This window comes from Rhodococcus sovatensis, from assembly GCF_037327425.1.
Lineage (GTDB): Bacteria > Actinomycetota > Actinomycetes > Mycobacteriales > Mycobacteriaceae > Rhodococcoides > Rhodococcoides sovatense.
The window spans coordinates 3155891-3169392 of record NZ_CP147846.1 but is presented as its reverse complement, the minus strand read 5'-3'; the positions used below and the strand labels follow the sequence as shown (position 1 = coordinate 3169392).

10 protein-coding genes and 1 pseudogene are annotated in these 13502 nt (G+C 63.0%); 6 read left to right on the top strand and 5 right to left on the bottom strand.

The genetic code is table 11. The features are described from left to right. The first annotated feature begins 62 nt into the window (after positions 1-62). Positions 63-854, top strand: a complete 792-nt coding sequence (thiD, locus tag WDS16_RS14590; RefSeq protein ID WP_338885975.1) for a bifunctional hydroxymethylpyrimidine kinase/phosphomethylpyrimidine kinase — start codon at positions 63-65, stop codon at positions 852-854. On the opposite strand, the gene WDS16_RS14585 is transcribed toward thiD, so the two are convergent. Further along, positions 829-1893: an Rv1355c family protein gene (locus tag WDS16_RS14585; protein WP_338885974.1), complete on the bottom strand. Its 1065-nt coding sequence runs from the start codon at positions 1891-1893 to the stop codon at positions 829-831. The genes thiD and WDS16_RS14585 overlap by 26 nt on opposite strands. A 315-nt stretch (positions 1894-2208) precedes the next feature. On the opposite strand from WDS16_RS14585, the gene WDS16_RS14580 reads away from it, so the two are divergent. Next, positions 2209-3000 carry a hypothetical protein gene (locus WDS16_RS14580; RefSeq protein ID WP_338885973.1) on the top strand — a complete coding sequence of 264 codons (792 nt, stop codon included), beginning with the start codon at positions 2209-2211 and terminating at the stop codon, positions 2998-3000. Positions 3001-3007: 7 nt separating this feature from the next. Here WDS16_RS14580 and WDS16_RS14575 read toward each other — a convergent pair whose 3' ends face one another. Then, the gene (locus WDS16_RS14575) at positions 3008-4180 is read right to left on the bottom strand and encodes a GGDEF domain-containing protein (RefSeq protein ID WP_338885972.1); all 1173 of its coding nucleotides are present in this window, start codon (positions 4178-4180) and stop codon (positions 3008-3010) included. Positions 4181-4339: 159 nt separating this feature from the next. On the opposite strand from WDS16_RS14575, the gene WDS16_RS14570 reads away from it, so the two are divergent. Further along, a complete protein-coding gene (locus tag WDS16_RS14570; protein WP_338885971.1) occupies positions 4340-5227 on the top strand; it encodes a YihY/virulence factor BrkB family protein in 888 nt (295 codons plus the stop codon). Here the strand turns inward: WDS16_RS14570 and WDS16_RS14565 are convergent. Then, positions 5178-5735 (bottom strand): CDP-alcohol phosphatidyltransferase family protein, encoded by a 558-nt coding sequence (locus WDS16_RS14565; RefSeq protein WP_338885970.1) that lies wholly within the window; start codon positions 5733-5735, stop codon positions 5178-5180. The genes WDS16_RS14570 and WDS16_RS14565 overlap by 50 nt on opposite strands. A gap of 437 nt (positions 5736-6172) precedes the next feature. Between WDS16_RS14565 and WDS16_RS14560 the strand changes: the two genes are divergently transcribed. Further along, entirely contained in the window at positions 6173-7249 is a 1077-nt protein-coding gene (locus WDS16_RS14560; RefSeq protein WP_338885969.1) for an FUSC family protein, read from the top strand. Between the two features lie 10 nt (positions 7250-7259). On the opposite strand, the pseudogene WDS16_RS14555 reads toward WDS16_RS14560, so the two are convergent. Beyond that, positions 7260-7403: pseudogene (locus WDS16_RS14555) on the bottom strand (DUF4334 domain-containing protein); the annotation flags it as partial. 143 nt (positions 7404-7546) lie between these two features. Here WDS16_RS14555 and WDS16_RS14550 point away from each other — a divergent pair. Next, positions 7547-8455 (top strand): diiron oxygenase, encoded by a 909-nt coding sequence (locus WDS16_RS14550; protein WP_338885968.1) that lies wholly within the window; start codon positions 7547-7549, stop codon positions 8453-8455. Positions 8456-8504: 49 nt separating this feature from the next. Next, the gene (locus WDS16_RS14545; RefSeq protein ID WP_338885967.1) at positions 8505-9968 is read left to right on the top strand and encodes an FAD-dependent oxidoreductase; all 1464 of its coding nucleotides are present in this window, start codon (positions 8505-8507) and stop codon (positions 9966-9968) included. Positions 9969-9994: 26 nt separating this feature from the next. On the opposite strand, the gene car is transcribed toward WDS16_RS14545, so the two are convergent. Beyond that, complete coding sequence (car, locus tag WDS16_RS14540; protein WP_338885966.1) at positions 9995-13486, bottom strand: carboxylic acid reductase; 3492 nt, start codon at positions 13484-13486, stop codon at positions 9995-9997. Positions 13487-13502 lie beyond the last annotated feature (16 nt).

Here is a 13502-nt window from a genome sequence, read left to right as displayed (position 1 = left end):
TCTCTGCCGATCCGTCCGCGTCCGATTCGAGTCGTCGGCTCGCACTCGGCAATAATGGGCGCATGTCGAAGATCGCGTACGTCATCGCAGGTTCCGAAGCCACTGGTGGGGCGGGTGTGCAGGCCGACCTCAAGACCTTCGAGAAGCTCGGGGTCTACGGCGTCGCGACTATCACCTGCATCGTGTCGTTCGATCCCAAGGCTGGGTGGGGTCATCGCTTCGTGCCCATCTCCGGATCTGTGATCGCCGACCAGATCGAGGCAGCGACGTCGGCGCACGCGCTCGACGTCGTCAAGATCGGCATGTTGGGTACCCCCGAAACCGTCAGCACCGTTGCAGGTTCACTCAGGCAGCAGCAATGGCGACACGTCGTCGTCGACCCGGTGTTGATCTGCAAAGGGCAAGAACCCGGCGCTGCGCTGGACACCGACAACGCGCTTCGCAGCGAGATCCTTCCCCTTGCCACCGTCATCACGCCCAATCTGTTCGAGGCGCAGACGCTCGCCGGCATGGATGCGCTCGACACTGTCGATGACCTTGCCGAGGCGGCACGTAGGATCGCCGATCTCGGCCCTCGCTACGTCGTGGTGAAGGGCGGCGCCGGACTACGAGGCGACGACGCTGTGGACGTGTTCTTCGACGGCGACGACGTCACGGTTCTGCGCGCTCCGAAGATCGGCAACGAGAGGGTGTCCGGTGCTGGATGCATCTTTGCCGCAGCTCTCACAGCGGAACTGGCGCAAGGGACGTCCGTAGCCGACGCAGTGAAGTCGGCGAAGGACTTCGCGCACGCAGGCATCGTCGGTCGCATCACGACCGAGGCACCGTTCACCGCGGTTGGTTGGCAGGGCTGATCGATTCACCACTCGCCGTCGGCTCGACTTCGCTGATCGCTGCGAGATGGGCGTCGAGATTGATTCGAATCCGGCCGGACGGCGGTGGCGTACCGATTCCGAACGCACGGACGACGGCAGCGACAGATGCCCCACCGAGTGCGACATCGCTGCCGAGTTGAGGCCACGTGGACAGAGTTCGCCCGATCTCGGGAACCGATGCGAGCATGCGCGGAGTCAATTTCGACGGGTCGAGTATTCGGGCAGCGAGAGGAGCCTTCTGTTCGGGGGTGATGTTCTTCAGGGCGGACGCGTCCAGGTCGCCGAGTAAACCGTGTAGCAAAGGGCGCTCGGGTTCCAGATCGAAACGTTCGACGTCGAGAATCCCGCCGTCGCTGGTTTCCATCACCACTGGAATCCCGCGTCTGCGTGCGTGTTCGCGGAGCACCAATTTCGTGTCGAGGGAATCGCATTCGTCGATGACGATGTCGAGGCCATCCATGAACGACTCGAAAGTGCTCTCCACCAGTCCATCGGGATACGGCACCACGGACATGTACGGATCGAGTTCGGCAATTCGGCGCGCTGCTACGACGGTTTTGTTGATATCGAGATCGAAGAGCGAGGCGGGGACGCGATTGAGATTCGACAGGTCCAGGTCGTCGAAATCCGCGAGACGTAGCTCGCCGCACAACCCTTCGATAGCCAGTGTGTGTGCGACCGCGTGCCCGACGCTGAGGCCGACGACACCGACGCAGAGCCGGGCCATGTCGTCCTGCTCTGCCGCAGTGATCTTGTTTCTGTTCCGGTCGAGCCTCAGAAGTCGAAATCCCCGGGGACCGAGGACACGCACCAGCGAGCGGCGCCAGGGGTAGTGAACCCAGCGAACTTCCTCTCCTAGTACGTCCTCGGGCGGGGTCGGTAGAAGCGCTCGAAGCGAATGCAACTGAGTTGCCGTCGTGTCGAACACGTGCACTCCACCGAGTTCGACCAATCGGTCGTATATCGAGCGGTCGTCGCTGCTGGCTGGATCGAATACGCGATGCTCTGGCACAACCATCGAAGTTCATCCTCTGTACGTTCGTTGCGGCGCTGGTTAGGCCTGCTGCCGTCAAAGTAGTCGACGAATACAGTTTCTCGCACCGGTGCACGTACGAACATGCTCGTGAACTGCCACAGATTTGGCGAGCGGATTCTGGGTACATACCAGTTCGGCTGTGTGCTATCTCATCAGTTTTGCCTACGCGTGGGGCCTCCAAGGGTGTCTAGCCGGGAAAAATCTCGACGCTAGCGGGAAGAATGTGACTACTGCCGTACGGCAGTAGTCCTCGACCGGTTCCAGTCGGAACCCCGGACTTTCACCAAGGAGCAGAATGTGGTTGTACACGCGGCAAGTCCCAGATTCCCGTCGACCCTTCTCCGCAAAGGCCGAGATGTCCGAACGAACAGGCCTGGGCGGGGAGTACGCAACGGCGTTCTCGGCCAGTCGTTCGGACCGCGAACGAGTGTGTCCGCCGACGGCGAGATGTCACTCGTTGCGGCTACCCCGGCGGCTGCACCCGAGCTGTGGGATCGCTATGTCGACGGCGCCTGGGCGTCCTACTCTCGCCACGGGGTGACCCGGGCCCTCGACATCGACGAAGTGGCGTCCGGGGCGACCACCACGCTGTTCTACGTGGTTCTCGACCGTGCAGGCGAGATGCTCGGCGGGGTCCGCGCCCAGGGGCCGTACACCGTGATCGAGCAATCCCACGTGCTCACGGAATGGGAGCACTCGCCCGGTCTCGACGTGGTTGCCGGGCAACTGCGGTCGAGACTTCCGCACGGAATCGTCGAGATGAAGAGCGCATGGGTGGGCAAAGGAAGTCCGGGGAGGGAGGTCTCGGGAATGCTCGCCAGGACAGCTCTGCCGACAATCGAGTTGACCGGTAGCCGGTACCTGTTCGCCAGTGCCGCAGACCACGTACTCCGGCAGTGGGAATCGTCCGGCGGACGCATCGACGTGAACGTTCCTGCGGCCGCGTATCCCAGTGATCAGTACCGAACGCGACTGATGTGGTGGGACCGTGAGACGTTTGCGCGTGAGGCACAACCTGCGGTCTGGGAGGCGATGGTGGCCGACGCGCAGGCTCTGTGTGGACGTGCTGTGTCCGCGGCGGTGGCGTGACGCCCGCTCACGGCATTGCGCGTCGCACGACCTCCGCGGCCAGCTCGCCGCGTTCCTCGGGAGTGTGCGCTTCCCACGTCACCAGGACGGCACCGGCGTGGGATGCTCTGTCCCGCCCGCTTGTCTTCGCATCGTAGAGAGCGTTGTCGGCAGCATGCATGATCGTGTCGATGACGTGCTCTACGTGCGGACTCTCACCAGCAGTGCCGAAGCTCAGTCGCGGGTCGAGCGACGCCCGGACGTCGACAGTTACTGAACCGACACTGACCGTGACGTCGCATTCCGACCTGACGCGCTCGAGAATCGCGGTTTCGAGTGGGGTCCTCGGTTGCAGTTCGGTCAGGATCAGAAACTCCTCCCCTCCGATCCTGGAGACGATGGCTTCCTGCGAACCGGTCCGGTCGGTGGCGTGCCTGAGTGCATCGGCGATAGTCACCAGAACTCGGTCGCCTGCCGCGTGACCGAGGCTGTCGTTGACCGCCTTGAAGTGGTCTATGTCGACAACGTAGGCCCATAGCTGGCCCCGGCTCATGCAAGCCTTGTCCAGGAGCGCTTCGACCTGGGACAGCATCCCGCGACGGTTCAGCAGCCGGGTCAGGGGATCGGTGTTGGCCAGCACGCTGAGGCGACCGTTTACCGCGAGCAGGGACCGTCGCAACGCCGCGATCAAGATGACCGGGACGAGAACTGCAGTCACTGCTGCACCGACGGCGACGAACGTCACTGCAAGACCGGAATCGGACAGCGTGATGATCGAGAGCCAGGTAGCCAGTAGCACCGACGCCGTCGTGAGTCCGGCAGTTACGCGTGGCGGTGATCCGGAGGCCGCGATAGCAGGCACCACGGCGAGCATCGAGGTGACCGCTCTAGTTCCGGACGGATCCGCGATCAGGTAGGCCGAGACCGCGACGCCGATCATGCCACCCGATCCGAGAACGGCGAACTGCGCATCGGTCAGGCGGCCGATCTTGATTGCGGACAAGACGGTGACTGCCGTGAATGCGACGATTGCGGACAACAGGGGGAGAGCGCCGGGTTTGAGAAATGTGGGGGAGATCATCGCGATGCCCAGCAGCGGGAGGGCGCCCGATGCGCTCACGATCACCATCGCGGTACGCGTGTCGAACCGAGACACGAAGCGATGCGGTTCTGCACTCGTGCGGCGCAGTATCACGCTCATATGTCGATTGCCTCGGGTCTCAGCGGATAGGACTGAAGCCAGCATAGCCCCGACATACTTCGAATCGAACGTGCAAACCTCGCGCTGAACCGACCTACCGGTCTGATCGTCGGTGGCTGTGGACGTTTCGTGCACCGACGTTGCGGACATGCAGGCACCATGGTCGACGTCCTTCGTAGTGCTCCGCCCGGAGCGAGGGCGATCGCCGCGCGCCTGATCGTCGCCGCGCGGGTGGCGAGAGTCGATCTGGGGCGTCAGGACATGGCGATCGTCGCCGGCGGATTGACGTTCTACGCCGCGATCGCGATCGTCCCGCTGCTCTTGCTGACCACGAGAGCAACCAGCGCGTTGATCTCGAGGGAGTGGGTCGTCGATCGATTCGAGGACATGGCACTGCTGTTACCGGACACTCTCGGTGCTCGCGCGGCGCTGTCCGCACTCGTGCAGGCCGGAGTTGGCTTGGGTCCGTTGGGAATCGTCGTCGCACTGTTCCCCGCCTCATTCTATGGAGAGGGTCTGCGTCGCGCGCTGACGCAGTTCACTCCGGCGACAGAACGGTTCATGGGCTGGCGTGGTCGTGTGCTGGTGCTGCCCTTCGTGCTGTTGGCGCCGGTGCTGCTGTCGGTGCTCCTAGCAGTCTCGGCAGGCTTGAAACAGTTCACGACCGATGGAGGTGCTGGGGCGCTCACTCTGCGAGTCTGGCTTGGATTTCAGTGCCTGTGGCTGGTGCTCGCAGTACCGCTGGGATGGGTATACGGCGTTATCGCACCGCACCGAATTCGATGGCGGGTCTTGATCGTCGGGTCTTTGGTGGCCTCGTCGTTCATCGCGGGCTTCGTGCAGGGGTTCGTGCTGTTCCTGGCGATACCGGTCGACCTGGGAGCTCCCTTCGGTGGCCTCGATGTCATCGGCGGCGGTATCGCAGTCGCGTTGTGGATGTTCCTTCTGCATGTTTTGGTGCTGATCGGATGGGTGGTGATCTATTCCTACGATCAGGTCAGTGCAATCGGCGACGCAGAACGACCATCAGTTGAACGAAACCGATGAGCGCCAGGCTCACACCGACAAGACTCGACATCAGTGTGACGAGATCCGTTGCGCCCGGGGCCAGCCCGCAGCCGATCGTGACCACCAATGCCGTCACCACCCGTGATGGCCGCTCCCATACCGTCAGAATGCCGATGTCGTCCAGTCCGGCGCCGACGGCCCGGGCACGCGCGGACTCCTGAAGCAGTGTCAGTGTGGCTATCGCAACCACCAGCGCCGGGGGTGCGCCGAGAACGTATGCACATGCGAGAAAGCACAATTCGCTGCACCGGTCCGCAACCGTGTCCAATACGTAGCCCCAACGGCTTTCGGACTGGCCGATGACGGCAACGGCGCCGTCCACACCGTCCGATACCGCCGATATCAGGATGACGACACCGGCGAGCAACGGCCACCGCGAACCTGCAGCCGACGCCGCGATGGTGGACACGGCCAACGCAACGCCCAACGACGTCACTGTGTTGGGTGATATCCCGCGTTCGACGAGTGGCCGACCCAGCGCATACATCGACCGGAGCCATGGCGCAAGAAACCGTGTGGATATCGGATCGACATTGCTGTGCAGTTCCGACCACCTGGTGAAATATTCCCTCTGCCCGAGTGGTGATGTCGGGTCCGTACTCCGGCGGAGCACGTCAGTGAGCGCGCGCCGCGAAGCCGATCGCGCCCATCAGTGAACTGCCGAACCTTCCCGCGCCGCCAACGTCATGGAGATCGCGAACAACGGTACTTCTTGTCGTCATCGGGAGCCTTTCGAGAACCTGTCAGCGCACGCGTCGCGACTCGTGCGTTGACACGGGAGGGTAGCGCAGACGAAACGGCTTTGGCTGCACCGATTTCTGCTGATGAGTGCGATACCCGAAGGTTGCTACTTCACACATCGATCGCGAACAGGCAGTGACTGTGCACGGGTTTGCCACTCCAGCGTGAGGGTAGTTCATCGTCATGCGGGGTAGCTCAGTTGTGCGCAAGATCGGCGGTCCTTGGTTGGTGGCCGCCGCCAAGTCGACCATCGCGGCTCTGGTGGCGTGGTGGCTGTCCGATCGCGTGATCGAAAGTCCGCAGAGCTTTCTCGCGCCGTACACGGCCCTCTTCATGATCGGGGTGACAGTACGTGCGTCGGGCACAGCGGCCTTGCGGCAGGTCGGAGTCGTCGTGGCGGGGGTCACCGTGGCTGCGGCCACGGTCGTAACGCTGCCGCCGGTGGCCGCCCTTGCCGCCTCGGTGGCAATCGGAACGGCTGTCGGACGATTGCGTATCTTCGCGCCCGACGGGATGTGGGTCGCGATCACTGCCCTGCTGGTTCTCCTCTATGGAAGCGCGATGGACGAGACCATGGTGATGTTCCGTATTGCCGACGTCGCCCTCGGCGCGCTCGTCGGGGTGTGTGTCAACGCACTCGTTCTGCCACCGGAGTTTCTGTCGGAAGCGAGGGATCTCGTCGTCGAGCGGTCGCGGGGGCAGGCCCAGCTTCTGCGAGATCTGGCTCGTGCGGTCAAGGACGGAAAGCACGTGCAGGGGGAACTTCGAACTGATCTGTGGGCGCTGTTGAAGGCTACCGGAGTTACCGCAGCGCTCGATCGAGGCAAGGACAGTCTGCGCGGAAACATCAGGCGAACGCGATGGAGCAGGGTCGGCGGGGAACGGATCTATCGCCCGGTCGCCATCGCATTGGATCGCACCCTGATCTCACTTGCAGCAGTCGTAGTGGGGGTCGAGGCACTCTCGCACAAGGCGGACGCGTGTCAGGAAGGACTTCGCGCGGACGTTGCCGATCTTCTCGAGGCAGTCGCGGATGCTCTCGACGAACTTGGGTACGACCCCGCCCGTCACCACAGCCCGTACGCGCAGATGATGAACCTTCGCCTTCCCGAGGCCATGCGGCTGAATGATGTCGTGCGCGCCGACCTCGACGGCGCAGGTTCGGAGGCGGAGGCGATCTCGGCTATCGTCGTCGCCGTCGACACTGTCAACGCGACCCTGTACGGTCTCGGACACGACCGCACCCCAGCCTCTACATGATGGCGTGTCGTTACTCGCGTTCGAGGGCGAAGTAGTAGTGATGACCGCCGTCGAGAACCAGGGCGGACTTGCCGTTCATGATGCCCATCAGTGTGTCGGGGGAGACCATCTTGAAGTGATCGAAGATCGGTGCGCCGTCGTAGACCATGGTTGCGTGGTCGAACCGCGTGGCTCGACCACATCGAAAGGTACGCCAACGCGGTGCCTCGTTCCGAATAAGTGACTGCAACTAGAAGTAACTGGTAAAGTGGGTAACACATATGCGGCTTCACTGTCGATGGAAGGATGGATGCACCCATGACCAGCACATCTGCAACAGGGACCGGCGTTCTCGATGCCGAGGATGTCTCGCTCCGATTGCTCGATTCGGCTGCACAGCTTTCATATGACCCAGCTGAAGACGTGGCGTGGGAAGAGGAACTCGACCCGAAACTCTACGGTCTGAATCCTCAGTGGAGCACGCTGTACGGCACGGATCTGTGGAACGAAATGTCGGAGGACCAGCGCATTCTGCTGACTCGTCATGAGGTGTGCTCGATCATGAGTACCGGCATTTGGTTCGAGATGATTCTTCAGCAGATGGTCCTACGAGATCAGTACTGCAAGGATTCGTCGGATTCGGACTTCCAGTTCGCCCTCACTGAGATCGCCGACGAGTGCAGGCACTCGATCATGTTCGCTCGCGCGTGCACCAAGATGGGAATCAAGGCCTATCTGCCGCGTCGGATGAGCATCGAGCTCGGCCGCGGGTTCAAGGCCCTCGCATCGGCCGAGGCAGCGTACGGCGGAATTCTCGTCGCGGAAGAGGTTCTCGACGTGATGCAGCGCGACTGGATGCGCGGCGAGGACGTGCTTCCGTTGGTGCGCACGACGAGCAAGATCCACGTCGTCGAGGAGTCCCGTCATATGACATTCGCGCGGCAGCAGATGCGGGAACGGATCGAAGGCAAGGGTGTCGCGCGGCGCAAGACGAGCGCACTCGTGGTTGCGATAGCGGCACGCATCATCGTCTCGAACATGGTCAACAAGGGTGTGTACGCGGCCGCAGGGCTGGACACCGACCGCGCGGTCCGCGAGGCGAAGAACAACGCTCACCACCACATGATGATGCGGACCAGCAGCGAGCACCTCATGGCATTCCTGCACGACTGCGGGCTTGTCACCAAGCCGGCCGAGGCGATCTACAAGCGCCTGCACATGCTGTGATCGGACTCGTTGTGATCACCACTGTCAGAGCCGATTACGAGGATCCAACGTGGCTTTCGCGATAACTCAGAACTGTTGCAACGACGCATCGTGCTTGTCGGTTTGCCCGGTCAACTGCATCCACCCGACGCCGGGGGAGGCGGATTTCGGCAAGACCGACCTCTTGTACATCGATCCCCGTAGTTGTATCGATTGCGGCGCGTGCGCGGACGCCTGCCCGGTGGACGCGATCACTCGGGTGTCGAGATTGACCGATGATCAAGCGATCTATGCCGACATCAATGCCGAGTATTACCAGAACAAGCCGGCCCTCGCGCAGTGGGATCCGCCTAAGTTCCCGCCCGCCGCGGTCAACGACTTCGCTCGGTTCGATGTGGCGATCGTTGGAACGGGGCCGTCCGCGAGCTACACGGCACAGGCGCTTCTGCGAGTTCCGACCAGCCGAATTACGTTCTACGACAAACTCGATGTCGCGGGCGGTCTCGCCCGATTCGGCGTCGCGCCGGACCATATCGGTACACGGCAGATCAGTGAGCACTTCCGAAGCCTGTTCGTTCACCCACGGGTCACGATGAAGCTGGGTGTCGAAGTCGGCGTCGACATCACGCACGAGGAAGTGCATCGCAGGTACGACGCTGTCGTGTATGCGGTCGGCGCAGACAGTGATCGGCCGCTGGACATCCCGGGAATCGACCTTCCAGGCTCGGTCAGCGCACGAACGTTGGTCGGGTGGTACACCGGCCATCCAGGTGTGCGTACAGACGCAATCGATCTCGACGGCATCGAGCGAGTTACGATCATCGGCAACGGAAATGTCGCACTCGACGCGGCCCGGATTCTCACGGCAGATCCCGAAGACCTCGTCGGCACGGATATTTCGTCGCACGCTCTCGCAGCGCTACGTCGCAGCACCGTGAAGGAAGTTGTTGTCGCGGCCAGGCGGGGGCCGGAGTTTGCGGCATTCACGCGCTCCGAATGCCAAGCACTCGTGTCCCGGCGCAGCGTCGAGGTGGCAGTGAGTGGCCAACCGGAAGCCCTGTCCGTCATCGATGATCTGCCGATCTCGGCACCTGCGTCCGCTCTACAGGGTGTGGTGAATTACGAGGGCGCGATTCCGACAACCAAGCGTCGGATTGTCTTCGCCTTCGGTCGTGCGCCTGTGCGAGTGAACGGCACAGATCGGGTCGAGTCGGTCGACTTCGCCGGCGCAACGACGGTCGCGTCCGATCTCGTTCTGCTTGCTATCGGCTATCGCGGAACTCCTTCCCCCGGACTACCTTTCGATGTCGAGCGCGGTGCGATTCGCAATGTCGGGGGACGCATGACCGATGAGGACGGAACCACCGTGAACGGACGGTACGTCGTCGGATGGGCCAAGCGCGGCGCCACCGGAGGCATAGGCGACAACAAAGTCGATGCCGAGGAGACGGTGGACGCGTTGCTGCAGGACCTCGCGAACAATCCTCCCGGCCCGAAAAGGCGGCTACCGCGCGTGCTCGCCCGCAAGGTGTAGCCGCCCCTCGGCACGGGGGACAGGAGTCAGTCCGGTGGGAGCAGGCCCAGCTGTTCGAGGTCGCTCAGGTACTTCTCGATGAGTGCGCGGTCGAGATGCGGAATGTCGTCGCCCCGCTCGACGACGGCGCCGCGGAACACGTCCGCAGGAAGATGTGCACCTGCTGCAGGTACCTCCGGCTGCGCGTATGCGTGCAGTAGTGGCAGTAGCGAACGTGACCTCTGCGTTTCGGGCAGCTCGTCGATCGCGGCCGAGAACCGGGTGAACCACTCGTCGTAGTTCTCGACCCGTTCGATACGACGGCCGGACTCGATCATCCAGTCGACGAACGTGTCGAGGGAGATGCCGTCGTCGTGCGGGTTGAGCACGTCGTACGTGGTATAGCCGTCGACAGCGGCACCGCCCAGCGCCGTGATCGCTGCTGCGCTGAAATCGGCGGGCAGTCCGTCGTAGTGAGCGCGCGGACGCCCGGCTTCGTCGAGCGGAGCCCCAGTGTCGGTGCGGTAGAAGCTACGGGGTGCCAATCCCGTCGCGGCGACGGACAGCATCAATCGGGTGAACACATCTGGGACGTTGAGCTGGCCCGTATAGGCGCTGTGCGCGAGGATCATGTCCGATCGGAAGACGGCTACCGGCAGCCCGAAGTTCTCGAAAGCGTTGCGCAACAGAACTTCACCTGCCCATTTGGATGTTCCGTACCCGTTTGCGTACGATTCGTCGACGCTTCTCGACGGGCTCTCGACGCGGATGTCACCGTTCTCGACGAAGTTCTCGACGCCCGCTGCGACCGCAACCGTGGACGGGTAGGTCACCGGCTTGAGATGATCGGTCGTGGCGAGTCGAACGATCTCGGCAGTGCCGACGACGTTGGGGCCGAACATGTGCTGGTATGGGAGAGCATGATTGACGAGTGCGGCTGGATGGACGATCCGGTCGATGCGTCGAGCCAGCGAGTCCCACGTCCGTTCGTCGAGTCCGAGCCGAGTCTCGCCGATGTCGCCGGCGACGACCTGCAACGCAGCGTCGGCAAGTTGCTGGTACCGAGCGGACAAGGTTGGGTCACCCGAATCGAACGCCGCATCGAGCCGCGCCCGTGCGTCCGAAGCGTTGCGCCCGCGCACCAGGCATACGACGGTCCCGCCGACGTCGGACATCCGCTGCAACCATTCCAGGCACAGGAAGCGTCCGAGATAGCCGTTGGCACCGGTCAACAGCACAGTGCGGGTATCCGTACGTGGCAACTCGGCCGATGCCGCAGCATCGAGTGCATCGGCGTCGAGGAAAGCACCGAGCTCGAGATCCGATGCGTGCACGCGCGTAGCCGCCTTGCCGTGTACCGACTCGAAAGTGATGGTGTCGCCGTTCGAACCCGACCGCGACGCGATGTAGTCGGCAAGCGCGCTCAGGTCGGTGGACGGACCGGTGACGACCCCTACTGGAACTTCCACTTCGAAGATGTCCCGCAGCAGATCCGAGAACGTCAGCGCGGACAGGGAATCGCCACCGAGGTCGGCAAACCGGGCATGGGGACGTACCTCGGTACTCGCGCATCCCAGTAGTGCCTGCGCGGCGTCGCCGACCGTGGCGAGTATCGGTGCGTCCGGGCCCAGCCTCCGAAGTTCACGAAGGCGGTCGGTCTGCGACAGCTCGAGTTCGGTGTAACGGGACTCGAGAACCGAGGCGTACTTCTCTACCAACTTGGGGCGCAGTTGTTTTCCTGCACCCGAGAGTAGCCCGTTCTCCTGCGTGAACGCCTCGTGTTCGACGATCACCTCACGGGGGATCTCGTAGGAATTCAACCCCTGCTCACGAGCGATCCTGTTGAGCGACGCCGTGACCGCGCCCCGCTCGTGCGCGCCGGCGGCAGGGACGACGACAGCGAGGAGGTAGGATCGCTCGCTGTTGCCGTACAGGAAGATCTGGTCGACGAGCTCGCTGGCTCCGAACAGTGCTTCCAGGCGAGCAAGCGCAACGAACTCGCCCTGTGCCAGCTTGAGGACGTTCTTTCGACGGTCCACGTATGCGAGCCGGTCGGGCGCGAGCTCGGCGACGATGTCGCCGGTTCGGTAGTAGCCCTCGGCATCGAACATCTCCGCCGTGACGTCCGGGCGCTTGTAGTATCCGGGCGTAATGGACTCGGTCAGGAGCAGCAGCTCGCCGCGGGGGTGAGGTGTGTCGGTACCGAAGTATCCGAGCTCGGGAACGTCGTCGAGCTTGTAGTCGATCACGGGCGGACGCCTGACGACGCCGTCCTGCAACACCATTCCGGCCTCGGTCGACCCGTAGTTGTCCTGGACCTGTGTGTCCAGGAGTTCGGCGACGAAGTTCTTGACCTCTGCGGCGATCGGAGCAGTCCCGACGACCGCGGCGAGTATGCGACCGCCGAACGTGTGGTCACGGAACTCGGTCAGAACGGTCTCGCGAACGGAGTCTGGGTCTGCGCCGGCGTCGATGCGTCGGTCGATCTCGGCAAGGGCGGTGTGGCGGATCATCTCGCACACGCGTGGCACCAACAACGCAAGCGTAGGGCGGGTGAGGGAAAAATCCTCGAACAGAGTCGAAAGGTCGCTGGCAGCAGTGAAGTTCACCGTTCCACCCGCTGCCAACGTCGAGAACACCAGCCCGCGTCCGGCAAGATGGCTCATCGGCAAGTAGTCGAGGGTGACGACCGGGAAGCCGGGGCCGGTGTCGTCGGACGAGCCAGTGCTGTGCCAGGCACCTGTCCACGTTCCCGACACGATTCGCTCGGTGTGAATTGCACCCTTTGGGGTTCCGGTGCTTCCGGATGTGTAGATGAGCGTCGCGAGCCGTTCGGGGTCGTGGGATTCGACCAGAGGATATGTCGAGTGCTTTTGGCCGCGCGCAATCGCGTCGGCGATCGGTTCGACGTGAACGTCGAATGTCTGTGCAGCTGTGAGGCGATCGCGGTCGGCATCTGTGCGGGCATCGTGATCGAGTACGAGGATCATGCGTACAGACGGGCAATGCTGCGCCACGTCGACCGCCACTGCCAGATTCTCCGAGTCGGCGGCGATGAGCTTCGGTTCGGCCTCGGACACGATGTCGACGAGGCGGTGCGCGGTGGCTCCGGCCTGGAGTGGCACGGCGACTGCACCCAGGCGCACGGTTGCCAGCTCGGTCACGACGTAGTCGACGCCGGCGAATCCGAGTGTGGCAATGAAATCGCCTGGCTCTATCCGATTTTCGCCGTCGGCAAGTGCTGCAGCCACTGCGCCTGCTCGGTCCCAGGCTTCCGCGTACGTGACTGTATCCATCCGCGAAAGCAGTTGAGATTCTGTTCGGCCGTCCGTGGTCACGGTCTCCCGGCCGCGGAAGCCGAGCGCAGGCCGGTCGGCGTATCGGTCCATGATTTCCGACACGATTCGGGTCAGATTCGGTCGGAGGGCTCGCGCAGTATCGGCTACGCGTGGATTCGGTTCTGCTGCGCGAAATTGTTCGTCGATGCGATGCAGTTCGGCGAATCGATGTTCGAGCCTGGTGTCCATGGTGGATGTCATACGCGAATCCCCTCCG